This window comes from Streptomyces luteolus, assembly GCF_029968015.1.
Lineage (GTDB): Bacteria > Actinomycetota > Actinomycetes > Streptomycetales > Streptomycetaceae > Streptomyces > Streptomyces luteolus.
Genome location: NZ_JASCIS010000026.1, coordinates 21,720 through 48,296, shown reverse-complemented (window position 1 = coordinate 48,296; position 26,577 = coordinate 21,720). Strand labels below are relative to the sequence as shown.

Annotated in this window: 21 protein-coding genes and 1 tRNA gene; 13 read left to right on the top strand and 9 right to left on the bottom strand. The window is 72.7% G+C overall.

Annotated elements, in window-relative coordinates:
* Positions 1 to 62: 62 nt before the first annotated feature.
* Both QIT00_RS24205 and QIT00_RS24200 read right to left on the bottom strand, forming a co-directional pair.
* Positions 63 to 1,091, bottom strand: a complete 1,029-nt coding sequence (locus QIT00_RS24205) for an SDR family NAD(P)-dependent oxidoreductase (protein WP_282537485.1) — start codon at positions 1,089 to 1,091, stop codon at positions 63 to 65.
* Positions 1,088 to 2,314, bottom strand: a complete 1,227-nt coding sequence (locus QIT00_RS24200) for a UDP-N-acetylglucosamine--N-acetylmuramyl-(pentapeptide) pyrophosphoryl-undecaprenol N-acetylglucosamine transferase (protein ID WP_282537484.1) — start codon at positions 2,312 to 2,314, stop codon at positions 1,088 to 1,090. Before QIT00_RS24200 ends, QIT00_RS24205 begins: the two co-directional genes overlap by 4 nt.
* Positions 2,315 to 2,377: 63 nt before the next feature.
* Here QIT00_RS24200 and QIT00_RS24195 point away from each other — a divergent pair, with 63 nt between their 5' ends.
* Positions 2,378 to 3,100: a response regulator transcription factor gene (locus QIT00_RS24195; RefSeq protein ID WP_282537483.1), complete on the top strand. Its 723-nt coding sequence runs from the start codon at positions 2,378 to 2,380 to the stop codon at positions 3,098 to 3,100.
* A 164-nt stretch (positions 3,101 to 3,264) separates the two neighbouring features.
* Positions 3,265 to 4,638: a HAMP domain-containing sensor histidine kinase gene (locus tag QIT00_RS24190; protein ID WP_282537482.1), complete on the top strand. Its 1,374-nt coding sequence runs from the start codon at positions 3,265 to 3,267 to the stop codon at positions 4,636 to 4,638.
* A 33-nt stretch (positions 4,639 to 4,671) separates the two neighbouring features.
* Here QIT00_RS24190 and QIT00_RS24185 read toward each other — a convergent pair whose 3' ends face one another.
* Entirely contained in the window at positions 4,672 to 5,946 is a 1,275-nt protein-coding gene (locus QIT00_RS24185; protein WP_282537481.1) for an extracellular solute-binding protein, read from the bottom strand.
* Positions 5,947 to 6,125: 179 nt separating this feature from the next.
* Between QIT00_RS24185 and QIT00_RS24180 the strand changes: the two genes are divergently transcribed.
* A complete protein-coding gene (locus QIT00_RS24180) occupies positions 6,126 to 6,803 on the top strand; it encodes a TetR/AcrR family transcriptional regulator (RefSeq protein ID WP_282537480.1) in 678 nt (225 codons plus the stop codon).
* Positions 6,800 to 7,564, top strand: coding sequence for a glucose 1-dehydrogenase (locus QIT00_RS24175; protein WP_282537479.1), 765 nt, complete (start codon positions 6,800 to 6,802; stop codon positions 7,562 to 7,564). Before QIT00_RS24180 ends, QIT00_RS24175 begins: the two co-directional genes overlap by 4 nt.
* A 120-nt stretch (positions 7,565 to 7,684) precedes the next feature.
* On the opposite strand, the gene QIT00_RS24170 is transcribed toward QIT00_RS24175, so the two are convergent.
* The 3 genes from QIT00_RS24170 to QIT00_RS24160 all read right to left on the bottom strand — a co-directional run bounded on the left by QIT00_RS24170 (position 7,685) and on the right by QIT00_RS24160 (position 9,848).
* Positions 7,685 to 8,269 carry an SUKH-4 family immunity protein gene (locus tag QIT00_RS24170; protein ID WP_349017202.1) on the bottom strand — a complete coding sequence of 195 codons (585 nt, stop codon included), beginning with the start codon at positions 8,267 to 8,269 and terminating at the stop codon, positions 7,685 to 7,687.
* 115 nt (positions 8,270 to 8,384) lie between these two features.
* Positions 8,385 to 8,864 (bottom strand): hypothetical protein, encoded by a 480-nt coding sequence (locus QIT00_RS24165; protein WP_282537532.1) that lies wholly within the window; start codon positions 8,862 to 8,864, stop codon positions 8,385 to 8,387.
* 306 nt (positions 8,865 to 9,170) lie between these two features.
* A complete protein-coding gene (locus QIT00_RS24160; RefSeq protein ID WP_282537477.1) occupies positions 9,171 to 9,848 on the bottom strand; it encodes a GntR family transcriptional regulator in 678 nt (225 codons plus the stop codon).
* Positions 9,849 to 9,952: 104 nt separating this feature from the next.
* Between QIT00_RS24160 and QIT00_RS24155 the strand changes: the two genes are divergently transcribed.
* From QIT00_RS24155 to QIT00_RS24140, 4 genes are all read left to right on the top strand, one after another.
* Positions 9,953 to 13,093: an AMP-binding protein gene (locus QIT00_RS24155; RefSeq protein WP_282537476.1), complete on the top strand. Its 3,141-nt coding sequence runs from the start codon at positions 9,953 to 9,955 to the stop codon at positions 13,091 to 13,093.
* A gap of 247 nt (positions 13,094 to 13,340) precedes the next feature.
* On the top strand, positions 13,341 to 14,813 hold the full coding sequence (locus QIT00_RS24150; RefSeq protein WP_282537475.1) for a uracil-xanthine permease family protein: 1,473 nt from the start codon (positions 13,341 to 13,343) through the stop codon (positions 14,811 to 14,813).
* Complete coding sequence (locus QIT00_RS24145; RefSeq protein ID WP_282537474.1) at positions 14,810 to 16,234, top strand: amidohydrolase family protein; 1,425 nt, start codon at positions 14,810 to 14,812, stop codon at positions 16,232 to 16,234. Before QIT00_RS24150 ends, QIT00_RS24145 begins: the two co-directional genes overlap by 4 nt.
* On the top strand, positions 16,231 to 16,941 hold the full coding sequence (locus tag QIT00_RS24140; RefSeq protein WP_282537473.1) for a sulfite exporter TauE/SafE family protein: 711 nt from the start codon (positions 16,231 to 16,233) through the stop codon (positions 16,939 to 16,941). Before QIT00_RS24145 ends, QIT00_RS24140 begins: the two co-directional genes overlap by 4 nt.
* 14 nt (positions 16,942 to 16,955) lie before the next feature.
* Here the strand turns inward: QIT00_RS24140 and QIT00_RS24135 are convergent, their stop codons facing one another.
* Positions 16,956 to 18,002 (bottom strand): LacI family DNA-binding transcriptional regulator, encoded by a 1,047-nt coding sequence (locus tag QIT00_RS24135; RefSeq protein ID WP_282537472.1) that lies wholly within the window; start codon positions 18,000 to 18,002, stop codon positions 16,956 to 16,958.
* A gap of 99 nt (positions 18,003 to 18,101) precedes the next feature.
* A tRNA-Ala gene (locus tag QIT00_RS24130) sits at positions 18,102 to 18,175 on the bottom strand.
* A gap of 311 nt (positions 18,176 to 18,486) precedes the next feature.
* Here QIT00_RS24130 and QIT00_RS24125 point away from each other — a divergent pair.
* The 3 genes from QIT00_RS24125 to dapE all read left to right on the top strand — a co-directional run bounded on the left by QIT00_RS24125 (position 18,487) and on the right by dapE (position 22,700).
* A complete protein-coding gene (locus QIT00_RS24125) occupies positions 18,487 to 19,983 on the top strand; it encodes an FG-GAP repeat protein (protein WP_408909843.1) in 1,497 nt (498 codons plus the stop codon).
* 177 nt (positions 19,984 to 20,160) lie between these two features.
* Positions 20,161 to 21,627, top strand: coding sequence for an APC family permease (locus QIT00_RS24120; RefSeq protein WP_282537471.1), 1,467 nt, complete (start codon positions 20,161 to 20,163; stop codon positions 21,625 to 21,627).
* Positions 21,624 to 22,700, top strand: coding sequence for a succinyl-diaminopimelate desuccinylase (gene dapE / locus QIT00_RS24115; RefSeq protein ID WP_282537470.1), 1,077 nt, complete (start codon positions 21,624 to 21,626; stop codon positions 22,698 to 22,700). Before QIT00_RS24120 ends, dapE begins: the two co-directional genes overlap by 4 nt.
* A gap of 60 nt (positions 22,701 to 22,760) precedes the next feature.
* Here dapE and QIT00_RS24110 read toward each other — a convergent pair whose 3' ends face one another.
* Positions 22,761 to 24,356: a helix-turn-helix domain-containing protein gene (locus QIT00_RS24110; protein ID WP_282537469.1), complete on the bottom strand. Its 1,596-nt coding sequence runs from the start codon at positions 24,354 to 24,356 to the stop codon at positions 22,761 to 22,763.
* A 143-nt stretch (positions 24,357 to 24,499) separates the two neighbouring features.
* Here QIT00_RS24110 and QIT00_RS24105 point away from each other — a divergent pair, with 143 nt between their 5' ends.
* Entirely contained in the window at positions 24,500 to 25,462 is a 963-nt protein-coding gene (locus QIT00_RS24105) for a chorismate synthase (RefSeq protein ID WP_282537468.1), read from the top strand.
* Position 25,463: 1 nt separating this feature from the next.
* Positions 25,464 to 26,567 (top strand): o-succinylbenzoate synthase, encoded by a 1,104-nt coding sequence (gene menC / locus QIT00_RS24100; RefSeq protein ID WP_282537467.1) that lies wholly within the window; start codon positions 25,464 to 25,466, stop codon positions 26,565 to 26,567.
* Positions 26,568 to 26,577 lie beyond the last annotated feature (10 nt).

Genomic DNA, 26,577 nt, shown 5'->3' with positions numbered 1-26,577 from the left:
CCGCCCGCGGGTGGTGGCGCGGGCGGCCGGGCCGTCAGACGCGGTAGCGGGCGGCCGGGCCGTCAGACGCGGTAGCGGTCGGCGGCGAAGAGGTGCGGGTGGGCGGCGACCCAGTCGGAGGTGCGGCGCAGCCCGTCCTCCAGCGAGACCTCGGGCTGCCAGCCGGCCCAGTCACGGGCGCGGGAGTTGTCGGAGAGCAGCCGCTGCACCTCGCTGCCCGCGGGCCGCAGCCGTTCGGGGTCGGCGACGACCTCGGCGTCCCGTCCCGAGGCGCGGATCAGGGCCTCGGCCAGGTCGCCGATGGAGATCTCCTGTCCGGTGCCGAGGTTGACGCTGTGCCCGAGTGCGCGGTCGCAGTCGGCCAGGGCGAGGAATCCGGCGGCGGTGTCGGTCACGTACGTGAAGTCGCGGGTGGGCGTGAGCGAGCCGAGCTTGATCTCGCGTGCGCCCTCGTGGAGTTGGGCCAGGATCGTGGGGATGACGGCGCGCGCCGACTGGCGGGGCCCGTAGGTGTTGAAGGGGCGGACGACGGTGACGGGCAGCTCGAACGCGTGCCAGTGCGAGAGCGCCATCATGTCGGTGCCGATCTTCGACGCGGAGTACGGGGACTGCGGCTGCAGCGGGTGCTCCTCGCTGATCGGCGCGGTCAGGGCGGTGCCGTAGACCTCGCTGGTCGAGGTGTGCACGAGGCGCCGGACGGAGTGCCTGCGGCAGGCCTCGGCGACGTTCTCGGTGCCGACGACGTTGGTCTGCACGTAGGCGCCCGGGGAGTCGTAGCTGTACGGGATGCCGATGAGGGCGGCGAGGTGGAAGACCGTGTCGCAGCCGGCCACGGCGTCCATGACACGCCCGGCGTCGCGTATGTCGCCGGTGATGGTCTCGACGGGGCTGTGCGGGTCGGCGAGGTGGTGGGCGAGGTGGCCCTTCTCGGCGTACGGCTTGTAGTGCACGAAGGCGCGGACGTCGGCGCCGCGGGCGGCGAGGAGGTCGACGAGCGTGGAGCCGATGAACCCTTCGGCGCCGGTGACGAGGACGGTGCGTCCGGTCCAATCGGTGGGGGTGTTGGTGGGGCTGTTGGGGGTGGTGGTCATGGCGTGGGTGTCCTTTCGGTGGTGGTCAGGGGTGTCGCCGCGTGCGGTACGGCCGCGTGCGGTGCGCTGGCGTACGGGGCGGGGCGTCCGGCGAGGCGGAGCACATGGGCGGCGAGCAGGTCCGCGGCCCGGGCGTGCGGTCCTTCGGGGGCCGCGGCGGCCATGGCGTGCAGCCGGGACGGCTCGGCCAGCAGCGGCTCGACGAGGGCGGCGAGCCGGTCGGGGTCCGTGTCGGCGTCGGGGAGCAGCAGGCCCGCGCCGACGTCGGTGAGGACGCGCGCGTTGTGGGTCTGGTGGTCGCCGGGTGCGTACGGGTAGGGCACCAGGACCGCGGGCGTGCGCGTGACGGAGAGTTCGGCGACGGTCGCCGAGCCGGCGCGGCAGACGGCCAGGTCGGCGGCGGCGTAGGCGAGGTCCATCCGGTCCAGGTAGGGCACGGCGGTGGCCACCCGGTCCGCGCCGGATTCGGCGAGCAGCCGCCGGGTCTGGTCGAGGGCGGCCGGGCCGGTCTTGATCAGGAGGTGGACGTCGCTCCGGTCCCGCCAGCGCCGGGCGAGTCCGGTGGCGGCCGCGGTGAGGCGGGCGGCGCCGAGGCTGCCGCCGTTGACCAGGAGCATCCGTACGTCGTCCGGTATGCCGAAGGCGCGGCGTGCGGTCGTACGGAGTTCGGGGCGGCGCAGGGCGGCCAGTTCCGCGGCGACGGGCATGCCGACGACGTCTGCGTGGCGGCTGCCGGTGAGGTGGGCGCGGCTCTCCTCGAAGGCCAGGGTGATCTGGTCGGTGAGCAGGGCGGCGAACCGGTTGGCGCGGCCGGGTACGGCGTTGGACTCGTGGATGACGCTGGGCAACCCCGCCATGCGGGCGCCGACGACGGCGGGTGCGCTGGGGTAGCCGCCCATGCCGACGGCGACGTGGGCGGCCTGGGCGCGCAGGATGCTCCGGCACTGTGCGCCGGACTTCACGAGGGCCGCGGGCAGCAGGAAGCGCTTGGCGCCGAGCGCCGGGTCGAAGGGGATCATGTCGACGGTGTGCAGCCGATAGCCGGCCTCGGGGATCAGCCGGGTCTCCAGGCCGCGTTCGGTGCCGACGAAGCTGATCGTGGCGTCCGGCTCGACCCGCCGCAGCGCGTCGGCGAGCGCCAGGCCGGGGTAGATGTGGCCGCCCGTGCCGCCGGCGCCGATCACCACCGACAGCGGGGACTGGGTTGTTCGCGGTGTCGTCATGGAGGTCACGCTGGTGGCGTGGTCTAAGAACGTTCTAAGACTGCGTTTGGCACGCTGTCCCGCATGAGTTCCAAGAGCCCTGCCGACGGTTCCCCGCCGTCCCCGAGAGTCCTGGTCGTCGACGACGAGCCGGAGGTGCGGTACGCCGTCGAGGACGGCCTCGCCGTAGAGGGGTACGAGGTGCGCGGCGCCGCCGACGGGCTCGCGGCCCTGGCGGATGTCGCCGCGTGGGAGCCCGACGTGGTCGTTCTCGACGTGCTGATGCCGGGCCTGGACGGCCTTGCGGTCTGCCGGCGGCTGCGCGCCCTCGGCGACCGTACGCCCGTGCTCGTCCTGACGGCGCTCGGCTCGGTGAGCGAACGGGTGGACGGGCTCGACGCGGGCGCCGACGACTACCTGGTCAAGCCGTTCGCGCTGGACGAACTGGTCGCCCGCGTCCGGGCGTTGCTGCGCCGGTCCGCCGGGTCGGGCCCTGCGGCGGCCTCGGACGAACTCGCCTTCGCCGACCTGGTCCTTGATCCGCGCACCCGGGTCGGGCGGCGCGGGCAGCGGCGGATGGAGTTCAGCCGTACGGAGTTCACGCTGCTCGAACTGCTGCTCCGCCACCCCGGCCAGGTGCTGCCGCGCGAGACGATCCTGGAACGGGTCTGGGGCCGCGACTTCGGTCCCGACTCCAACTCCCTTGCCGTGTACGTGGGTTACCTGCGCCGGAAGCTGGAGGCTGACGGCGAACCGCGGCTGGTGCACACCGTGCACGGTGTGGGCTATCGGATGGACCTGCCGTGAGCGGGGTTTCGGGTGAGGGGTCTCGTGCGACTCCGGGTGAGGCGTCTCGTACGGCTCCGGGTGAGGCGTCACGTACGGCTCCGGGTGAGGGGTCTCGTACGACTCCGAATGAGGCGTCTCGTACGGCTCCGGGCGGTGCGGGCCGGCGGCGGCACGCGCGGTGGTTGCGGCGCCGCCCGCTGCGGACGCGGCTGACGCTGGCCGCGTCGTGTGCGGTGGCGGCCGTCGCCGTCGGGGTGTGTCTGGCCGCGTTCCTGGTGATCCGGCACCAGCTCCTGCACCAGCTCGATCTGCATCTGTCCCAGTCGGCCCGGCTGGCCGAACAGCAGTACCGGCGCGAGCCGTTGGGTGTGGTGCAGGGCGAGTGCCGCTTCCTGGCCGCACCGGCGTGCGCGCAACTGGTGCCCGCCCGGGCCGCGGAAGATCCGGCGAAGCCGTTCCTGCTGCCGGTCACGGAGGCCACCCGCGAGGTGGCGTCGGGCGAGCGCGGGGCGTTCTACGGCGAGACCTCGCTCGCGGGCCATCGTGCCCGGCTGCTCACCACTCCCCTGGACGGCGACCGGGCGCTGCAGGTCGCCGTGCGGTCCGACACCGTCGACCGCGGGGTGCGGCAGGCGGCCTGGGTGCTCGGTGTGCTCGGCGCCGGCGGGGTGCTCCTCGCGGGCGCCCTGGGTTCATGGGTGTCGCGCACCGGCCTGGCCCCGGTGACCCGGCTCACGGCCACCGCCGAGCACATCACGAGCACGCGGGACGTCCGGCACCGGATCGAGCTGCCGCCGGAGCGCGGGGGCCGTGAGGACGAGGTCACCCGGCTCGCGGCCTCGTTCAACACGATGCTCGACGAGCTGGAGAAGTCCGTGAGCGCCCAGCGCCGACTGGTCGCCGACGCCTCGCACGAACTGCGCACCCCGCTGACCGCGCTCCGTACGAACGCGGAGCTCCTCACCCGTGCCGACCGGCTCAGCGATGCCCAGCGCGATCGGGCCACCGCGGCCCTCGCACGTCAGCTGCGGGAGGTGACGACACTGGTGAACGACCTGATCGAACTCGCCCGCGAGGAGGAGCCGTCCCCGCTCATCGAGGACGTGCACCTGACGTCCGTCCTCACGCACGCGGTCGACGCGGCCCGCGACCACTGGCCGGCGGTCCCCTTCAGCCTCTCCGTCGCCCCCGACGCGCACACCGCGACGGTCGCCGGAGTGCCGGCCCGCCTGTCACGGCTCCTTTCGAGCCTCCTGGACAACGCGGCGAAGTTCACGTCCCCGGGCCTGCCGGTCGACGTGACGTGTACGGCCTCGGCCGACCACCTGGAGGTCCTGATCCGCGACCACGGACCGGGCATCACGGACGAGGACCTCCCGTACGTCTTCGACCGCTTCTACCGCGCCCGAGCCGCCCGCGCCCTGCCCGGCTCCGGCCTCGGCCTGGCCATGGCCCGCCAGATCGCCCGCGCCCACGAGGCGTCCCTGACGGCGGAGCACGCGCCGGGCGGGGGCGCGTTGTTCCGGTTGCGGGTTCCGGTGAGCGGGTTCCGGTGAGCGGGGGCCCGTGAGGGTCCGGCCTCCGCGCCCTCAGGAACTCGCCGCGGCCTCGCTTCGGGTCGCGCCGGCCTGAAGGGAGCGGAGGACCGTGTCCGGGTCGCCGTCCCGGCGGACGGCGCGGCCGATCTCGTCGCGGATCTCCTGGCGGACCTCGGGCCAGGAGTGCATCGCCGTCGGCTGGAAGCGGGCCCGGGGGAGCTGGTCGATGAACTTGCCGAGCCGGTTGCCCTTGCCGGCGACGGCGTCCGCGCCGGATTCGGTGACCGGGAGGGCCGCCGCCCGGCCGCCGCCATAACTCGCCGCGGACTCCCTGCCGTAGACGAATTCGAGGAACGCGGCGCAGTCGGCGCGGCGGCCGTTCCGGCGGAAGGCGAGGAGCCAGTCGTTGATGCCGACGGGTACGGCCGCGCCGCCGCCCCTGGCGGGGAACGCGGCGTGGGCGTACGGGAGTTTCACGGAGTCGGCGGCGTCCATCAGCACCGGGTGGGCGAGCATCATGCCGATGCGGCCGCCGAGGAACTGCTCGTAGGCGTCGGTGCGGTTGAGCTCGGCCGGGTCCTTGCCCGCGAGGCCGGGGGTGACCAGGTTGTCGCGGAGCCAGGTGAGGGTGTCGACGTTCGTGTCGGAGTAGAAGTCGTACCCGCTGGAGGTGACGTAGTCGCCCTCCCCGGCGAGGAGCCACGCGTACAGCTCGTCCTCGGCGGCCTCGGGGCCGAACTGCAGCCCGTACGGGGTCGGTACGCCGCTCGTCCGCAGCGCCTGGGCCGTGTCGCGCAGCTCGTTCCACGTGCGGGGCGGGGCTTCGATGCCCGCCTGGTCGAAGAGTGCCTTGTTGTAGAAGAGGCGTGGCGTGCTGGCCATCAACGGGATGCCGTACTGGACACGTCGGAACCGGCCCGCCTGTGCGAGGGACAGCGTGAAGTCGGACTCGGTGGCGATGTCGAAGAGGTCGGACGCGGCGTACAGGAGCTGCTTCTCGGCGAAGTTCGCGAACAGGTTGGACTGGGCGATGTCGGGGGCCTTGCCCTGTTCGACGCGGCGGGCGAGCGTGGCGTCAAGCCTCCCGAACGGCACGCGCTCGACGGCGACTTGGATGCTCGGGTGCTTCTTCTCGAAGGCCTTGACCAGGTCGTCCCACTGGTCGCCGATGGAGGCGCCGACGCTCTCGTCGTAGCTGGCCACCAGCACGCGCAGGGGCGTGCCGGTGTCGCCCGCGCCGCAGCCGGCGCCGAGTGCCGCTCCCGAGGCGAGGAAGGCCGTCTGCTGGAGGAATCGCCGTCGCCGCACTTGGTCCTGCCGTCCCATCGTTCGTTCGCCTGGTTCGTTCGCCTGGATCGTCCGCGGAGTTGCTCGCCGGTACGCGCCGGAACGCCGGAACGCCGGAGTGCCGGAGCGCCGAGCGCCGAGCGCCGAGCGCCGGTACGCGGGTCACTGCCCGGAGCACGCCGGTGGCAGATTCTGCCACACAGGCATAGCATGCAGTCATGCCCGGGAGCTCACTGAACGAGCGGCGCAAGGCCGCCACTCGTAGGGACATCGCCCACACCGCTGCCGCACTCTTCGTGGAGCACGGACTGCGGGCCACCCGCGCCGAGGACATCGCCCGCGCCGCGGGAGTCTCGCCGCGTACGTTCTTCCGCTACTTCGCGACGAAGGAGGAGTCCGTCGCCCCTCTCTTCACCGAGGGCACCCAGCGCTGGGTCGACTGCGTGCGCGCCGCGCCGGGCGGCCTGTCCGTGGTGGACGCGCTGATCAAGGCCGCGGACGACGCGCTCGACCCGGCCGCCGCGGACGGCGACGGCGACGGCGACGGCGACGGCGACGGCGGTGTGGCGAACGCGGAGTCTCTGGAGTGGGTGCGCGCCCTGCTGCGGATGGCTGAGGAGGCTCCGGCGCTCCGCTCCGTCTGGAACGACGCGTGCTTCGCCGCCGAGACGGCCCTCCTCACCGTGCTCGCCGAACGCCACGGCGTGCGCGATACCGAGGAGGCGCAGGCCTCCCCGGGTCTGCGCCTCGCGGCGGCCGTCGCCAGTACGGCGATCCGGGTGTCCGTCGAGTGCTGGGCCGCCACCGACGCACCGGCCGAAGGCCGGCAGGGCCCCGGCGCCCTCGCGGCCCGTAGTTTCGAATCCCTCCGTGAATTTCCTTGGAGCTCCTCATGAGCGATCTCAGCAACAAGACAGTGGTCATCACCGGCGGCGCCCGCGGCATCGGCGCCGAGGTGGCCCGCAAGGCCGTCGCCGGTGGCGCCCACGTGGTCGTCGCCGACCTCCTGGAGGCCGACGGCCAGGACCTCGTGAAGGAGCTCGGCGAGCGGGCCCGTTTCATCCGCCTCGACGTGACGTCGGAGGAGGAGTGGCAGCGGGCCGCCGACTTCGCCGTGGCCGAGTTCGGGCGGATCGACGGGCTGGTGAACAACGCCGGGATCTCGACCGGCCAGCCCCTGGAGACCGAGACGGTGGAGCACTTCCGCCAGGTCCTCGACATCAACCTCACCGGTGTCTTCATCGGCATGAGGACCGTGATCCCTGGCATGAAGGCGAACGGCGGCGGCTCGATCGTCAACATCTCCTCCGCCGCCGGTCTGATGGGGCTCGCGCTGACCTCGTCCTACGGGGCGTCGAAGTGGGGCGTGCGCGGCCTGAGCAAGATCGGCGCGGTGGAGCTGGGCACGTCCCGGATCAGGGTCAACTCCGTGCACCCGGGCATGACGTACACCCCGATGACCGCCCAGGTCGGTATCAAGGAGGGCGAGGGCAACTACCCGAACACTCCGATGGGCCGGGTCGGCGAGGCCTCGGAGATCGCGGACGCGGTGGTGTACCTCCTGTCGGACGCGGCGTCCTACGTCACGGGTGCGGAGCTGGCGGTCGACGGCGGCTGGACGACCGGGCCGACGGTGAAGTACGTGATGGGCCAGTAGGTCCAGGGCCCATCCGGCGCGGTTGCCGGGCCCGGCCTCCTCGCGAGGGCCGGGCCTCCTCGCGAGGGCCGGGCCTCCTCACGGGGGCCGGGTCTCCTCACGGGGCTGGGCCTCGGCGCCTTACTCGAACGCCTCGAACATCTCGTCCCAGAACTCCGAGTCCACGTCCACGTCGTGGGCGATCATGCGCTCCCGCAGTTGCATGGCGGCGGCTCTGCGCTGCTCGTCGTCCGTCGACTCCAGTGCCTCGCCCGACTCCGCCATCAGGCCGAGGAGCACCGCCAGTGAGGGCAGGGAGGCCGCGGCCAGGCCCTTCCAACCTGCCGCGTGGTCCCAGCCGTTGGGGTCGTAGTGGCTGATGCCGCCGTCCCCGGCGTCGAGCATCAGATGCTGGTCGGAGGAGAGCGCCACGGTGAAGCAGAAGTTCTTCGGCGGGGAGTCGTCGTCGGGGTAGCGCTCGCCGTACAGCTCGTCGGCGTCGAAGGGATGCAGGGCGTCCTCGCCCCGCAGATGTGTCGTGTCGATGTCCACGGCGGCCAGCCTGACCGCGGGGAAGCCGACGGTCAGCAGGAATTCCCTGGACTCGCTGTCCGTCAACTCAGCTGGCAGATCCGCCTCTTGAGGGCGCCAGAGGCATCCCCTACCCAGCCGCTGCTCCAGCCAGGCGGCGTCCGGTACCTGTGGAAGGTCGTGGTCGGTGTGCACTGTTCGGCCCCCGTCGATCGTTCTGTCATCGGCCTTGCGGCCCCGGCTCGTTCGCTGGGTACCAGTCAACCGCACACCACTGACAATCGAGCCGGCCCGCGTTTCCCCTCGGGCGTCAGCCGTCCTCCACCCCGGTCAGGGCCTCGCTGACCAGGCGAGTGGCGAAATCCGGGTCGTCGGTGACGCGGTTGATGTGGTCCGCGAGCAGGAACGCCGTCGCCTCCAGCGGGTTCATCTCGTCCTTGGTCCAGTAGCCGTACTGCTTGCGCCACAGGCTCGGGCTCAGGCCCGTACCCGCGGCGACGAGCAGACCGGCCATGGTCGGGACGACCTCCGGGCGGACGCTCCTGGGCATCATGCGCAGGGAGGCCACGATGTTGGGCACCACTCCCGCGACGACGTCCTCCTCGTGCTCCTCGTAGACCCTGCACAGCCACTGCATGTACATGTAGATGAGCGTGCAGGCGCCGTCCAGGAGATCGTCGATCCCCTGCCGTCCCAGGGAGGCGGCGAACTGCTCGGTCAGGTCCTGCTGTTCGCTGTTCGGCTCTGTCCGGCCGCCGTGGATCTGCTTGAGCCGGGAGTCGATCAGCATCAGCGCCGTGCCCACATCGCCCGCGGGGGCGTCCTTGGGGTCGCAGGGCGAAGGTGACGGCACGGAATTCCTCCTCGTACGACCGCGGTTGGCGACGCGGTGTGTGCGGACTGCTGTCCCATGCGTACGGCCACGTATCCGCACAGCCACGTATCCGTACGGTAGACCGCCGGGGTGTCACCGGTCCGGCGAATCCGGTGGATTCGCCGATCGGCGGAGTAGCCGTCGATGGTGATGGTGATGGTGCGGTTCACCGTGGCTGATCGTGCTCGCAGGCCGTCACCCCTGCCGCGCCCCGACCGTACGTCATCCGCCCTGCCGCACCGGCTCCCGCACCTGGTTCCACGCCCGTACGAGATGGCTGAACTCCTTGACCTGGACGAGCACATGGTCACGGGCGGTGTTCTCCGCGACCTCCTCGTCGCCGTCGGTGATGGCCGCGGCGATCACGCGGTGTTCGGCCAGGGAGCGTCGCATACGGTCGGGGACGCGCAGTTGCAGGCGCCGGTAGGGCTGCAGGGCCCGCTGGAGCGTGTGCGCCTGCTGCCGCAGGTAGGCGTTGCCGCAGGCGCCGTAGATGGTGTCGTGGAAGCGGGCGTTGGCGTAGTAGTAGCGGTCCGCGTCGCCGGCGCCCGCGTGGGTCTCGCACTCGCGGAGGGCGTCCTCCAGCTCGTCGAGGGTGCGGCGCTCGATGCGGCGCGCGGAGAGCCGTGCCGCCATGCCTTCCAGTTCGGCCATCACCTCGAAGCGTTCCGCCAGTTCCGGAACGCTCAACTCCGTGACGTATGTGCCCTGCTTGGGGCGGATCTGTACGAGCCCCGAGCGCTGCAGGTCCTGGAGGGCCTCGCGGACCGGCGTGCGGGAGCAGCCGAACTCCCGCTCCAGCTCGGCGGGGTCGAGGCGTTCGCCGGGGCGGTAGCGGCCGTCAACGACGGCGTTCTCCAGCGCGTCCCGCACGCGCTGTGATTCCGGGACTCGAGCCATGGGCACCTCCGAGCGCTCACGTTATCGGGCTGTTCCAGGGGTGGCGGATCCGGTTCATGTGTCCTACGGTTTCTACGTTATATACATCAGAGTACGCGATGTATATGGTCCGCGCTTTCTCACCTACGTACGCGGCCGCGCTCGGACTCCTGGAGGAATCGCGGATGGAACGCCATGAGGGCTGGCTGCTGACCGACCTGTTCCGGGCTCTGGGGCGCCCAGGCCGCGACGCCGCCTCCCCTGCCGGAGCGGCGCCCGGCTCCCCGCTCGACCACCTCCTGGTCGCCTGCGAGGTCCTGATGAGCGACGTGGGCGAGGCCTCCTTGCGCGCCGTCGCGGGCCGCGCCCTGGCCGCGTACGCCGAACTCGACGACCACGACAAGCGGACGTTCTTCACGCACGTCACCCGCACCTACGACGTCGACGCCGACCAGGTCCGCGCCGCCTTCCACCGCTGGGACGACGCCCGGAACTCCGGCGCCCGCGGCGAGCGGGAGCTGGTGCGCCTCTTCGACGTGGTCGAGCCTGCCCGCCAGCAGCTGCTCCGCCGGATGAACCACGCGCCCGACGCCACCCTCGCCCTCGTCGGGATGCGCGCCGACCTGCGCGCGCTGATGCCGGACCAGCCGGAACTGCGGGCCCTCGACCACGACTTCCACCACCTGCTCACGTCCTGGTTCAACCGCGGCTTCCTGCGCATGGCCGAGGTCACCTGGGACGCGCCCGCCGAGCTGCACGACCATCTGGTGCGGGGCGAGAAGGTGCACCCGATGGCGGGCCGGGACGAGCTGCGCCGCCGGGTGCGGCCCGCGGACCGTCGCGTGTACGCGTTCTTCCACCCGGCGACCGGCGACGTACCGCTGATCTTCGTGGAGGTCGCCCTGGTGCGCGGCATGCCGGACAGGATCGCCCCGCTCCTCGATCCCGGGCCCGCGCTCGACCCGCGGGAGGCGGACACGGCGGCGCTGTACTCGATCAACAACGCGCTCGACGGGCTCGCCGGGGTCTCCTTCGGAAGCTTCCTCATCAAGCAGGTGATCGAGGATGTCGGGGAGCAGCTGCCGCATCTGACGCGGTTCGCGACGCTCTCCCCCGTCCCCGGGTTCCGCAGCTGGCTCGGTGAGCAGCGGGCGGACGCCGAACTCCACGCGCTGAGCGAGGAGTTGGCGACCGTGGAGCGGCTGGCGGACCTGAGCACGGCGGACCTCGACCGGGTGCGGCCCCGGCTGCTGCCCGCTGTCGCCCGGTACGTCACGGTCGAGCGGCGGGCCGACGGGCGTCCGATGGACCCGGTGGCCCGCTTCCACCTGGGCAACGGGGCGGCCGCCTGGCAGATCGACTGGCCCGCGAACCACTCCGCCGAGGCGTGGGAGCAGTCGTACGGCGTGATGATCAACTACCGTTACGAACCGGCGGAGTTGGAGCGCCGACACGAGGACTATGTCCGCCGCCGCACGGTGGCGGTCGGCGGGCCGCTGCGGGACGTCCTGCCGGACGCGGCGACGGCGGCGACGGCTACGGCGACCCAGGCGAACCGCGGGCCGATCATCAACGCAACCGACACAGGCGGCACTGCCCCCGCCGAAGCCTCATCCGCCGACCCCTCCGCCGCCGACGCCTCCACCGCGCTCAGCACCACCGCGCTCAGCACCACCGCGCTCAGCACCACCGCGGAGAAAGAGAACGAGAAAGGAACACCCCCGATGTCATCCGTGCCCACCCCGGCCCCCTTCACCGCCATCCACCGGTCCTTCGCCGAACAGGCCCGACTGCGGCCCGGCAAGGTGCTCTTCGAGCAGCCCGACGGGCGATGCCTCACGTACCGCGAGACCGAGGAGACCGTGCGGCGCGTCGCGGCCCGGCTCGTCGCGGACGGGGTGACGCCGGGAGACCGCGTGGCCATGCAGGTGGAGAAGTCCCCGGAGGCGGTCGCGCTGTATCTGGCGACGCTGCGGGTGGGCGGAGTGTTCCTGCCGCTCAACACCGCGTACACCGACACGGAGACGGCGTACTTCATCGGGGACGCCCGGCCCCGCGTGCTCGTCCGCTCCCCCGAGCGTGCCGCGGGCGGCGATCTGGGCGCACTCGACGGGATGGTGGTCGAGACCCTCGGGGTGTCCGGTGAGGGCACGCTCCTCGACGGCGACGACCGCCACGAGGCCGTGTTCGACGCCTCGCCCGACGATCCGGCCGCGATCCTCTATACCTCCGGCACGACCGGCCGGTCCAAGGGCGCGGTGCTCTCGCACGGCAACCTCGCCTCCAACTGCTCCGCCCTGCTTGACTCCTGGCAGTTCACCGCCGACGACAAGCTGATCCACGCCCTGCCCATCTTCCACATCCACGGCCTTTTCGTCGCCGCGAACATGACCCTGGCGGCCGGGGCCTCGATGTACTTCCTGCCCAAGTTCGACGCCGACGCGATCGTGGGCCTGCTCCCCCGGGCCACGGTGCTCATGGGCGTACCGACCTTCTACACCCGGCTGCTCCAACACCACGGACTCACCGCGGAGGCCTGCGCCTCGATGCGGCTCTTCGTCTCCGGCTCGGCCCCGCTGCTCGCCGCCGACCACCAGGCGTTCGAGGCCCGCACGGGCCACGCCATCCTGGAGCGCTACGGCATGACCGAGACCGGCATGAACACCAGCAACCCGTACGAGGGCGGACCCCGCAAGCCCGGAACGGTCGGCACACCGCTGCCGGGGACCGAGATCCGGGTGGTGGACGAGAAGACCGGCGAGGCCCTGCCGGACGGCGAGGTCGGCAGCATCGAGGTCCGCGGGCCCAACGTCTTCACCGGCTACTGGCAGATGCCCGAGAAGACCGCCTCCGAGTTCCGCACCGACGGCTTCTTCATCACCGGCGACCTGGGCCGCATCGACGAGGACGGCTATCTCTGCATCGTCGGCCGCGGCAAGGACCTGGTGATCTCCGGCGGCTACAACATCTACCCCAAGGAGGTCGAGGAGCTCCTCGACGCCCACCCCGACGTCCTCGAATCAGCGGTGATCGGCGTGCCCCACCCGGACTTCGGGGAGACGGTCGTGGCCGTCGTCGTACCGGCTCCGGGCGCGCGGCCGCAGGCCGACGAGCTGCTCGCCTTCATCGCCGGCGACCTCGCCCGCTTCAAGCATCCGCGTGCCGTACGCGTCGTGGAAGCACTCCCCCGCAATGTCATGGGCAAGGTCCAGAAGGCCGAACTCCGCAGGCGGTACGCCGAGTTGTTCATCGACGCGGAGGCGTGAACGCCTCACCCCGGACAGGCGCCGCCCAGCGCCTGCCCACAGCCCCTCCGTCAGACCATGCCGCACCCCTTGACTCCTCCCCACCCCACTCCCTCATACTGTCAGCCAAATCGATTTGGCCAAATCGATTTGGCTCTCCGTCCAGGGCCGGATCGCGGCTGAAGAACCCGAGCGTGCCGTATCCCCGAAACGGAGCCCGAACGTGTTCAGTCCCCGCCAGAGTCGGCCCGGACCAGCGGAACCACCCGTGTCCGGACCCGATCCCACCCCCGTCCCCTCCCCCGAACCCGGACTCACGGAGTCCGCGCCCCACCCCGTGGACGAGTCCCGCCCCCTCGGCCGGATCCTGCTCTTCGGGATCCAGCACGTCCTCGTCATGGCGGCCACGCCGATCTCGGCGATCTTCCTGATGAGCGCCACGCTCCGCCTCGACGCCGACCTCACCGTAGATCTGCTCTCCGCGGCCTTCGTGCTGTCCGGCGTCGGGTCGCTGATCCAGTCGCTCGGGCCCTGGAAGTTCGGGCCGCGGCTGCCGTTCGTGATGCTGCCGGGCGGGGCGCCGCTCATCCTGTTCCTCGCGATCGCCGAGCAGCACGGGCTGCGCACCGCCACCGGTGCGGTCGTCCTGACGGCGCTCTTCTGCTTCGTCGTCCTGCCGGTGTTCTCGCGGCTGCTGAGGTTCTTCCCCGCCCTGGTGATCGGCACGATGATCGTGATCGTCGGCGTGAACCTGGTGAAGGTGGGCGCCGTCCTCGTCACCGGCCGCCCCGGCACTCCCGGCTTCGCCGACCCGCTCAACCTCGGGCTCGGCATGGCGACGATCGGTTTCACGGTCGCCTTCTACCTCCTGTTCACCGGTGTCGTACGCCAACTCGCCGTGATGCTGGGCCTGTTGGCGGGTACGGTGCTCGCGGTCGCCATCGGCGCGGTCGACTTCGGGAAGGCGTCGGGCGGCGGCCTGGTCAACCTCCCGGAGCTGATGCCGTTCGGCTCACCGCAGTTCAACCTCGTCGCCGCGCTGCCGCTGATGCTCTACAGCCTGGCGTCGATGGCCGAGGCGACCGGGCAGACCGTCATCAACGCCGAGGCCGTAGGCAAGGAGATCGACCAGCGGACCGACGTCCCGAAGACCGTCCGCGGTGACGCGCTCACCTCCCTCTTCGGCGGCTTCTTCGGACTCCCCCTCATCGTCACCAGCGGCGAGAACATCGGCATCGTCCGGGTCACGGGCGTCCGCAGCCGCTTCGTCACCGCGGCCGCAGGCGTGGTGCTCATCGTGATCGGCTTCCTGGCGCCGGTGACCCGTGCGATCAGCGTGATCCCGTCCGCGGTCGTCGGCGGCACCGCCATGGTCGTGTTCGCCGTCATCACCGTGCTCGGCATCCAGATGCTCGGCCGCAGCGACCTCGACCGGCACACCAGCACGTTCATCTGCGCCGTCGCGCTCGCCCTCGGCCTGCTGCCGATCCTGGTGCCCGGGGTGTACGGGGGCTTCCCGCCGAACCTCCGCATCCTCCTGGAGAGCGGCGTCGCCGTCGGCGCGTTCACCGCGGCCGTCCTCAACATCCTCTTCCACCACGTCAGACCGGGCATCGCCGCCCGCCTGTCGCCCGTACGCACAGAAACGACGCCCACAAGCCCTGAAACCCCGACCGCAAGCCCGGAAGCCTCGGCCGTACGCGCGGAGGCCTCCACCGCAAGCACAGAAAGCGACCGATGAACCAGCCCGACCGCACGCTCCTCTCCTCCCCCGGCCCGCTCCTGCTCGCCCCCGGCGCGGTGCTGCTGCCCGAAGGGCCCGTCGACGGCCTCGCGGTGCTCGTGGTCGACGGCCGGTTCGAAGCCGTCGGCCCCGCCGAGGAGTTGGAGCGTACGCACCCCGAGCTCCAGGCCGTCCGGATGCCGGGCCATCTGCTGATGCCCGGATTCGTGGACGCGCACCACCACCTCACGCAGAGCTTCGGCTCGGCGCTCGCCTTCGGGGAGCCCTCGGAGATCTTCCGCCGGGTCTGGGTGCCGCTCGAAGGCGCCCTCGACGAGGAATCGGCCTATACGGCGGCCAAGTTGGCGGCGTACGAGGCCTTGCGCGGCGGGTTCACGACCGTCGCGGACGCCGGTACGCGGGCCGACGTGGACGTGGAGGTCGTCGCCTCGGCCGCGCGGGACGCGGGTGTGCGCTGCGTGCTCGGTCTGGTCTGCAACGACGTGGACAACCCGGGCGGTTCCGCCCTCGACGACGCCGAGAAGCATCTCGCCCGCTACGCCGACGACCCGCTCGTCCACGCCTCCCTGGCCGTCTCCATCCCCGAGGCCGCCACCGAGGCGACGCTGCGGGGCACGGCCCGCCTCGCCGCGGAGGCCGGGGCTGTCGTGCAGATCCATGTCAACGAGCACCTGGCGGGCGTCGAGCGCTCCCTCGTACGGCACGGCCTTCGGCCCCTGGAGTACCTGCACAGCATCGGCGCCCTCGGGCCCCAACTCCTCGGCGCACACGCCACGTTGCTGACGCCGCGCGAGCTGACGCTGCTCGCCGACACCGGCACGGCCGTGAGTTACAACCCCGTCGCCAGCGCCTGGAAGGGCAACGCGGTCGCTCCCGCCACCGCGATGGCCGAGCGCGGGATCCGGTTCGGTCTCGGCACGGACGGCACGCGCGGCGACGGCTTCCGGCTCGCGGAGGCCGCCGAGTTCGCGCAGCGGCTCGCGTACGGGCTGACCACCGGCGACTCCTCCTGCGGCGCGGGCTGGACGTGGCTGGAGCACGCGAGCAGGGGCGGCGCGGACGCCGTCGGCCTCGGTGCCCGTACGGGCACGGTCGCCGCGGGCCTCGCGGCCGACTTCCTCCTGGTCGACGTCGAGACACCGGAGTTGGCGTTCTCCTGGGACCTGCCGTGGGAGCTGGTGCGGCGCGGCAACCGGGACCAGATCAGCGCCGTGTTCGTCGACGGCCGGATGCGGATGTGGCACGGCCTGCCGACGGACTGGGACGGCCCCGCGCTCGTACGGCGGGCCGCGGAGCTGGCGCGTTCGGCCGTGGGGCGGGCGGAGATCACCCGGGCGCATCCGACGTCCATGGCCGCCCGGGAGGTGGTCCGTGCGCGGGAGGGCGCCCGCGTACGAGAGCGGGGTACGGCACAGTGAGTGTCATGACGTTGGCGGTGCTCGCCGTCACGGTGGCGGTCGCCGCGTTCGTCCAGGGCAGCAGCGGCCTCGGCTTCGCGCTGATCGTGGCGCCGGTGGCCGGGATCGTGGACCCCGGCCTGGTCCCGGTCTTCGTGCTCGCCTCGATGATCCCGCTCAACCTGTACGTGGCGTGGCGTGAACGGGCCTCGCTCGATCTGCGCGGCGCGGGCTGGATCACGGGCGCGCGGCTCGCGGCGACTCCGGCGGGGCTCGCGCTGCTGTGGCTGATCCCGGAACGCAGCCTCGGCCTGTTCGTGGGCATCGCGACGGTGCTCGCGGCCGTGGTGAGTCTGGCGGCGCCCGCGTTCGAGCCCGGCCGCGGCGCGTATCTCGGTGCGGGTGCGGTGACCGGTCTGACGGAGACGGCGACGGGGGTGGGCGGTCCGCCGCTGGCCCTGGTGTACCAGCACCGCCCGCCGGCGGAGCTCCGCTCGACAGTGGCCACGTGCTTCCTCGTGGGCGAAGTGGCGTCCCTGATCCTGCTGTTCGCGACGGGCAAGGCGCAGGTCGCGGAGCTCGGCGACGCGGTGCTGCTGCTGCCGGCGATCGCGCTGGGCGCGTGGCTGAGCCGCCTCGTGCACCACCGCCTGGACGCGCGCAGGATGCGGCTGTTCGTGCTCGTCTTCGCGTTGGTGTCGGGGGTGGTGCTGATGCTCGGCGTGTGAGCGCGGGGGCGTTCCTACGGGGTGCGAGGGTTGCCGCGTACGGACGACTGCCGGGCGATCAGGCGGGGCTCCGGGGCGGTCGCGTTGGCGGCGGCCTCGGTGTCACCGCGCAGCCGCGCGAGGAGCAACTCCACCGCGTCCGCGGCGACTTGGTCGAGGTGCAGGTCGACCGCGGTGAGGGGCGGTTCGCAGGTGCGGGCGCGGAGTCCGTCGTACCGGGTGACGACCATGACGTCGTCGGGCACGCTGCGCCCGCTGTCCCGGATCGCCCGGACCGCGCCCACCGCGAAGGCGTCCACGAGCGCGCAGACCGCGTCCGTCTCGGGGTGGTCGGCGAGCAGCGCGGCGCACTGCTCGTAGCCCGCCTGCTCGCCGCCGGACTCCGGGACCCTGGCCACGATCGGGTCCCAGCCGTGCTCGGCGGCGATGCGCTCGTACGCGGCGAGTGCGTCGACGGTCGAGTGCCGGGACCCGGCGCCGACGATCAACGCCGGGTGGGCGGCGCCCTGTTCGCGCAGATGGCCGAGGAGCAGCTCGGCGACGAGGCCGCCGTGCAGGTCGACGTAGGGGGCGTCCTCGTCGGGCGCCACGGGCCGGCCGAGCGCCACGTACGGAAGCCCGCGCCCCCGCAGCTGCGCGGCGGCGGCGTCCTGGACGTCCGGCTCGACGACGATGGCTCCGTCGATGTCCACGGAGTACAGCGCGGATCCGGACTGCACGGGCGGTACGAGCACGAGCGCGTAGTCGTGCAGCAGCGCGCTCTCCGCGGCGGCGGCCGCGACCTCCATGTAGAACCCGAGCCGCGAGGGCCCGCCCGCGACGGCGAACGGCATGGAGGAGGCGAGCGCGATGGCCTTCGCCTGTCCGCGCCGCAGCCGCTGGGCCCGGAGGTTGGGCCGGTACCCGAGCTCGGCCGCGACCTTCTTGATCCGCTCCCGCGTCCGCGGGTCGACCTTGCCGAGCCCGTTGAGCGCGTGCGACACGGTCGTACGCGAAACCCCGGCGACCCGCGCCACGTCGGCGATCGTCGGCGGCCTCGGGGTGGAGGCGGAACTGGCCATGTGCGCGCGTGCTCCTCGCTGGCGGAACGGGTGGACACGACCATTTTCGCCGATCGAGGCGGCGACCGGAGGCCGGGCCCGGGACGGGACAGGACGGGACGGGGCCGACCGGATTCGAACCGGCGTCCTCCCACATGCGGTGAAGGCGCGACAACCCCTGCGCTACGGGCCCCGTCCCTCCGGGGATCTTACGGGGCGGGGGCGGAGGTGTCCGTGCCCGGGGTGAGGGTGCGGTCACGGAGCGGGTCGGCGAGGCGCGCCCTCTCGACGGAGGCGCCGACCGGCCCAACTCCCGCCGAGAACCCGGAAAGCCCGGTCGCCGAGTCGTACAACCCTTGATCCCTTTCAGCGGTCTCCTGATCGCCAACCGCCCGGTGACGTACGGGGAAACACCCGGGGAACCGGGGCGGTCGGCGTTCGTCGGAGGGGTGGCCGGTCCGGTCTCCCCCATGCCGTAGGAGAGAACCGCGTGCCCAAGCACCGCATGCCCAAGGACAGACCCAGCACGCCCGCGCAGCGGCCCGGGCGGATAGGGATGGCCGCCGCCACCGCCCTGGTGGTCGCGCTCAGCGGAGGGGTCGTCGCGACCGCCACCGGGACCGCCGCGGCCGTCGGCGCAGTGGACCCGATCGCCGACCGGGCCGACCAGGCCGACTTCAACAACGACGGGTACGCGGACACCGCGGTGTCGTCCAGCGGCGCGCACGTGGCCGGACAGGCGCAGGCCGGGCAGGTCACCGCGCTCTACGGGCAGCCGGGCGGCCCCCGTTCCGCCACGTTCAGCCAGAACTCGGCCGGAGTGCCCGGCGCCGCCGAGAAGGACGACCTGTTCGGCGCCGACAGCGCGCACGGCGACTTCGACGGCGACGGCTACGACGACCTGGCCGTGGGCACCGTCCGCGAGGACGTCGGCGGCGACGTCGACGGCGGCAGCGTCACCGTGCTGTGGGGGTCCGCGAACGGGCTGTCCACGGGTACGACGGTGAAGGACCCGCGGCCCACCAAGCACGACGCCTTCGGCGGCACCCTGGAGGCCGGCGACTTCGACGGGGACGGGCGGGACGACCTGGTCGTGGGCGCACGCTCCGGCGCCGCGACGCTCGACGTGTTCTCCGCGGGCATCTCGCGCACCGGCGCGGTCGGCCGCCACTACACCGTGGTGCCGCCCGTGATGAACGAACCGGGCGCGGGGCCGCTCAACCTGTACTCGGGCGACGTCGACGCGGACGGCCGGGAGGACCTGATCGTCGACGGCTTCGACAAGTCCGACACGTACAACGCGAACTTCTGGCTGCCGGGCAGCGCGGGCGGGGTCACGGCGAGCGGGGCGCAGCGGCTGCCCGGCGGGTACATCACGGACGTGGGTGACACCGACAGCGACGGGTACGGCGACATCGTCATCGGCATGCTGTGGGACGAGGGCATAGCCGGGGCCCGCGAGGGCGGGGCCGTGCACGTGGTGCGCGGTGCGGCGAGCGGGCCCGACGGCGGCACGGACACGTTCAGCCAGGACACGGCGGGCGTGCCGGGCGGCGGTGAGAAGAACGACGTGTTCGGCGCCGAGATCGAACTCGGGGACGTGAACGGGGACGGCCGCCTCGACCTGGTCGTCGGCGCTCCCGGTGAGAACCTGGACGGCGTCGTCGACGCGGGCGCGGTGACCGTTCTGTACGGGGCGGCGGACGGTTCCGGCATCACCGGTGAGGGTGCGCGCTTCCTGGAGCAGAACACGCCCGGCGTGCCCAACTCCAGTGAGACCGAGGACTTCTTCGGCTCGGACGTGCACCTCGACGACCTGAACGGCGACGGGCGCGACGACGTCGTCATCGGGGCGTACGGCGAGAACGGCGGCAACGGCGCCGTGCACGTCCTGGACTCGGGCGCCGACGGCTCGCTCACCTCCCCCGGCGGCATCTACGTCTCGGACGTGGGCATCTCCACCGCCGGAACGCCGCACCTCGGCAGCAACATCACCGACTGAGGGGCGCGGGCGCACCGGGCACCGGGCCGGTGGCTCCGTGCGCCATGGCTGTCGTATCGGCCAATGACGGGGACCCCGGTTGTGCGGATCCGCCGTTGTCCGGCCCGTGGCGTTCCCGGAAGATCCCCCGCATCCCTGGCTTCAGCCGGGGGTGCGAGGGGATCTCCAGGAGGACTCATGGGCCGATGGGCCGACCGGCTGTGCCGCCGCAAACCGCTGGATTCGATGATCGAGGAGGCCGGCGCAGAGGGGCCCGGCGGACTGCAACGCACCATGGGGCTCGGCCAGTTGACGCTGATCGGCATCAGCTCCGTCATCGGCACCGGCATCTTCTTCGTCCTCGGCACCGGCGTGCCGAAGGCGGGGCCCGCGGTGATCCTGGCGTTCGTCCTCGCGGCCGTCGTCGCGGGCCTCGGTGCGCTCTGCTACGTCGAGCTGGCGGGTGCGGTGCCGGTGGCGGGGAGCACGTACTCGTACGCGTACGCCTCGCTCGGTGAGGGGGCCGCGTATCTCGTGGCCTGGTGTCTGGTCCTCGAGTACGGGGTGGCCGCGTCGACGGTGGCGGTGAGCTGGGGGCAGTACCTGAACGAGGTCACCGGGACGCTGTTCGGCTTCACGCTGCCGGACGCGATCAGTCAACCGCCGGGCGCGGGCGGCCTGGTGAACGTGCCGGCGCTGGTCGTCGTGCTGCTCTGCTCCCTGCTGCTCGCGCGGGGCACCCGCGAGTCGGCGGCCGTGAACGCGGTGATGGTGACCGTGAAGGTCGGGGTGCTGCTGTTCTTCGCCGCCGTGGCGTTCACCGCCTTCGACAGCGGCAACTTCGCGGACTTCGCCCCGCACGGCATGACGGGTGTGGGTCTCGCCGCGTCCGGGGTGTTCTTCACGTACGTCGGCTTCGACACCGTGGCGACCGCGAGCGAGGAGGTGCGCGATCCGCGGCGCACCATTCCGCTCGCGCTGATGCTGACGCTCGCCGCGGTCACCGCCCTCTACATCCTGGTGTCGGTGGCGGCGCTCGGCGCGCAGCCGGCCGCGAGGTTCGGCGAGCAGGCGGACGCGGGTGAGGCCGTGCTGGCGCAGATCCTGCGGGACGTGACGGGCGCGAGCTGGCCCGCCTTGGTCCTCTCGGCCGGTGTGGTCGTCTCCATCTTCAGCGTCGTGCTCGTCACGCTGTACGGGCAGACGCGCATCGTGTTCTCGATGGCGCGGGACGGACTGGTGCCGCAGGTGTTCCGCCGGGTCGACCGGAAGCGGCACACGCCCGTGCGGAACACCTGGTTCGTGGGCTCGCTCGTCGGTGGTCTCGCGGCGTTCGTGCCGCTGCGGTACCTGGCCGACCTCACGAGCATGGGCACACTGATCGCGTTCGTGGCGGTGGCGGCCGCGGTGGTGGTGCTGCGCCGGATCGCGCCGGACGCGCCGCGCTCGTACCGGGTGCCGCTGTACCCGGTCGTGCCGGTCCTGTCCGCGGTGTCCTGCCTGTATCTGGCCTGGCTGCTGCCCGGTGTGACCTGGACGCTCTTCGGCTGCTGGCTGGCGCTCGCCGCGGTGCTCTACCTGTGCTTCGGCCACCGGCACTCGAAGCTGCGGGAGCCGGCCGGACAGGTCGAGACGGCGAAGGCGGATGTGGAGGCAGGAGCATGACGTACGACGAGGTCGTTCTTCAACCGGCGGCGGATCTGGTCGAGTTGACGCGCGCGTTGGTCGACGTGCCGTCGGAGAGTGGCGCGGAGGGGGTGCTCGCGGACGCGGTGGAGCGCGCGCTGCGGGCCGCGCCGCATCTGGAGGTCGAGCGGATCGGGCATTCGGTCGTCGCCCGGACCGCTCTCGGCCGAGCCGAGCGGGTCGTGATCGCCGGGCACCTGGACACCGTTCCGGCCTGCGGCAACCTGCCCTCGCGGCTCGTGGACGGGCGGGTGTACGGGCTCGGGGCCTGCGACATGAAGGGCGGTGTCGCCGTCGCCCTGCACACCGCGGTGACCGTCCCGGCGCCGACCCGGGACGTGACCTATGTGTTCTACGAGTGCGAGGAGGCGCACACCGAACGCAACGGCCTCGGCCGGATCGCCGCCGAGCGGCCCGGGCTGCTCGCGGGCGATCTGGCGATCCTGATGGAACCGTCGGGCGGCCTGGTGGAGGGCGGCTGCCAGGGCTTCCTCACCGCGGACGTGATCGTGCGGGGCGCCCGCGCGCACACCGCCCGCCCCTGGCAGGGCGTGAACGCGGCCCACCGCGCGGCGGAGGTGCTGCGCCGCCTCGACGAGCGGGACGTACGGGACGTGGTGATCGACGGTCTGGTGTACCGGGAGGCGCTGAGTGCGGTGGCGGTACGGGCGGGGGTGGCGAGCAATGTCGTACCCGACGCGTGCTTGGTCACCGTCAACCTCCGCTTCGCGCCGAGCCGTTCACCGAAGGAGGCGGAGGCGCTGGTGCGTGCGCTGTTCCCGGAGTACGAGGTGCTGGTGACTGAGGTCGTCGCGGGCGCGCTGCCGGGTCTCGCCCGCCCCGCGGCCGCCTCGCTCCTGGCCCGCCTTGGGACCGAGCCGCGGGCCAAGCTCGGCTGGACGGACGTGGCCCGCTTCGCGGCCGCGGGCGTCCCGGCGCTGAACCTCGGCCCCGGCGATCCTTCCCTCGCGCACACACCCGGGGAGTACGTTCCGGTGGCCGAACTGCGGTCGGTGCGGGCGGCGTTGGGCGACTGGCTGATGATGGCGTGAGCGGCGCGGGCGGACCGGGGCGGGGCGGGCGGGGCGGTCGAGGCGGGGCGGGCGGGGCGTTCAGGCCCGCCCGGGCGCTCGCAGCCGCGCGAGGATCCGCAGGTGCAGCCAGAGGACGAGCCGTTCGTCCGGGTCGCCGAGATCGATGTCCAGGTGTTCCCTGATCTGCTTCAGGCGGTAGCGGCACGTGTTGGGGTGGACGGCGAGGAGCCGGGCGGCGCCCGCCATGTCGCAGCCCGCGTCGAAGTACGCGATGAGGGTGCCCGCGTAATCGGTGCCGTGCTGCTCGTCGTACGCGAGGACGCCCTGCCACGGGCCGGTCGACAGGTCCGTGCGGTGGGCGAGGATCTCGCCGAGGCGCAGCAGGGTGACGCGGGGGCGTACGTCCTCGATGGCGGCGACGCCGCGGTCGTCCTCCAGGACGGTGAGGACGCGGTCGGCGTCGTCGCGGGAGCGGGCGACGTCGGCGAGGCCCGCGACCGTGCCGCCGAGTCCGGCGCGCACCGGGACGCGCAGCGCGCGGGTGGCCTGCCCGGTGATGTCCTCGATGAGCCGGCGCTGGCGGCCGCCGTCCTGGCCCGCGTCGGGCAGCAGCGCGTACACCACGTGGTCGATGACGACGCAGGCGTGCCGGCCGTAGCGGGCCCCGCACTGGAGGCGGACGTGGTCGAGGAGGCGCAGGGTCGCCTGCGCGCTGTCGGCGGGGGCGGCGGGTTCGTCGCCGGGGGCGGCGTCGAGGACGAACGCGACGACCCGGACGGGGCTGTCCTCGGAGAAGCCGAGCCTGCGGGCCGCGGTGGCGGGAGCGGCGGTGCCGTTCAGGAGGCGGCGCAGGAGGTCCCCGTACTGGTGGCGGGTGAGGTCCTCGGCGGCGCGGGCGCGCAGCAGGTGGAAGGCGGCGGTGGAGGCGCCCTGGGCGAGGATCTCCTCGGCGTCGGGTGCGAGCCGGCCGTTGTCGATCATCCAGAGGGAGCCGAGGATCTCGCCGCCCGCGCGGATGGCGACGGCGAGCCGGTCGATCTCGCCGGGCGCGGTGCCGGGGAGCCGCAGCGGGTGGGCGGAGGCGTGGAGTCGGCGGTACTGCTCGGTGTTCTCGCGGCTGCCGGGGACCTGGCGGCCGAGGATGCCCTGGCGGCGGCTGTCGTCGATGGCCTGCCCGTCGATGGTGGAGTAGGCGAGGATGCGCTGGCGCGGGTCCTCGACGGTGGTGGCGCCGCCCCCGGCCGCGGCGATCGCGTTGGCCAGGGTGAACAGGTCGCCGAGCGCGGAGGCGCCGGTCCCTTGCGCGACGGGGGCGGGTCCGGCCTCGACGGCCGAGGCGATCAGCAGGTGCACACGGTGCCAGGACGCGTCCTCGTCGACGGCGAGCAGCGCCACCCCGTGGCTGCGGGCGGCTTCGGCGGGCCCGCCCCCGCCCCGGACGACGAGCCCGGTCAGGCCCGCCTCCGCGACGGCCGGGACGAGCTCGGCGGCGGCCTCGGCGCGCACGCCGACCGCGAGGAGGAGTCCTCCCGGTGTGTACGGCACGGGCGCCCCGAGGTCGTGGAGGAGGACCTCGGTCACGGGGACCGCGGTGCCCGCGGGCGCGGTGACCAGGCGGAGGGCAGGCTGCCCGAGGGTGTCGAGCAGAGCCTCCAGGGTGCAGTCGCCTTGCATGTGGTCCTCCCGTACGGCTGCGTCGAAGGACGATTCTCGCGCCCCGCTCGGGGGTGCTGGTTGGCCGATCGCAATACGGGATGGTGTGAGCCTTGCACGAACGCGCAAAGACGGCCGCCGTGCCGGTGCCCAGACTGGCAGCCATGATCAGTGCTACGACAGCAAGTGGTACGGCGCCGCCCGGCGCGGCGAGCGGGAGCGGGGCCCTGGAGCGGGCGGTGCACGGGAGCGACGCCCTGGAGCGGGCGGCGCGCGCGGCGGCCGACGCGGCGACGGCCGCCGGTGTCACGGTCCGGACCGTCGGCGATCTGGCCGGTGTCCGTGCCGTTTCGGACTTCCTCGCCGAGACCTGGGGCACCCCTCCGGGCGCGCCGCCGCTGCCCGCCGACGTCTTGATCAGCGCGGTGCACGCGGGCGGTGCGGTGCATGCCGCGTACGCCGGGGACCGGCTCGTCGGTGCGGCCGCGCTGGTGTTCAAGCGGCCGGCGGAGCGGGCGGTGTACTCCCTGGTGGCTGCGGCGGCGACGTCCGACCGGGGTGTGGGCCTCGCCGTGAAGCAGGGCCAGCGGCTGTGGGCCCTGGAGCGGGGCGCCGAACGCATGCAGTGGACGTTCGACCCGCTGCTCGGCCGGAACGCGCGCTTCAATCTGGTGAAGCTGGGCGGGCTCGGCACGGAGTACGTCGTCGACTTCTACGGCCGGCTCGACGACGGGTTCAACGGCGGCGACGAGAGCGACCGGCTCACCGTCACCTGGGACCTGTGCGCGCCCCGCCACGACGTCGACGACGGCGCGGCCGGGCGGGCCGGGGCCGAGGTGGTCCGCCGGGCCCCGGACGGGGCGCCGCTCGCGCTGCGGTCCGGGGAGCGGTGGTGGTGCCGGGTGCCCGAGGACGTGCTCGCGCTGCGGGCGAAGGACCTGCCCATGGCGCTGCGCTGGCGGCACGCGGTGCGCGAGGTGTTCACCGAGGTGTTCGCCGACGGGTACGAGGCGTCGGCCCTGTCGCGCGACGGCTGGTATCTGCTGACCCGCTCGCGCTCCGGCTCCTGCTCCTGCTCCTGCTCCGCGAGCGGCACCCCCACACCGACGACCGGCCAGGAGGGCTGAGATGAAGATCGAGCGTGTCGAACTGCTGCACATCGCCGTGCCGTTGGTGAAGCCGTTCCGTACGTCGTTTTCCACGATGACCAGCAAGGACACGTTCCTGCTGCGGGTCGAGACGGACGCGGCCGAGGGCTGGGCGGAGTTCGGCGGCGACCCGGACCCGCTGTACAGCTCGGAGTTCACGGGCGGCGCGGAACTCGTGCTGCGCGACTTCCTGGTGCCGCGGGTCGCCGCCGTACGGGATCTGACCACGGCGAAGGCCGCGCCCGCTATGGCCGCGGTCAAGGGCCACTACATGGCGAAGGCCGCCTTGGAGACCGCGCTGCTCGACGCCGAACTGCGCGCGGCGGGCATGTCGTTCGCCACTTTCCTGGGCGCGGTGCACGACCGGGTGCCGTCCGGGGTCTCGGTCGGCATCAAGCCGTCGATCCCGGAACTCCTCGACGACGTGCGGCAGTACCTGGACGAGGGGTACGTCCGGATCAAGCTGAAGATAGAGCCGGGGTGGGACGTGGAACCGGTCCGCGCGGTGCGTGAGCGGTTCGGGGACGAGCTGCCGTTGCAGGTCGACGCCAACACGGCGTACGGCCTCGCGGACGCCGAACACCTGCGGAGGCTGGACGAGTTCGGGCTGCTGCTCATCGAGGAGCCGCTGGACGAGGACAACCTGTTCCAGCACGCGCGGTTGCAGCGACGGCTTGCGACGCCGGTCTGCCTGGACGAGTCGATCCACTCGGCGCGGGACGCGGCCGCGGCGATCGCGATGGAGGCGTGCCGGGTCGTCAACATCAAGCCGGCGCGGGTGGGCGGCTATCTGGAGGCGCGCCGGATCCACGATCTGTCGCGGGCGGCGGGGGTGCCGGTGTGGTGCGGCGGCATGCTGGAGACGGGAGTCGGGCGCGCCCCGAACCTGGCGCTGGCCGCGCTGCCCGGGTTCACGCTGCCCGGCGACACGTCGGCGTCGTCGCGGTACTTCGCGGAGGATCTGACGGAGCCGTTCGTGCTGCGGGACGGATATCTGGAGGTGCCGCAGGGGCCGGGGATCGGGATCGATCCGATCCCGGAGGTGTTGGGGAGGTTCACTGTGGGGCGGCGGGTTGTGGGGTAGCTGATGCCTG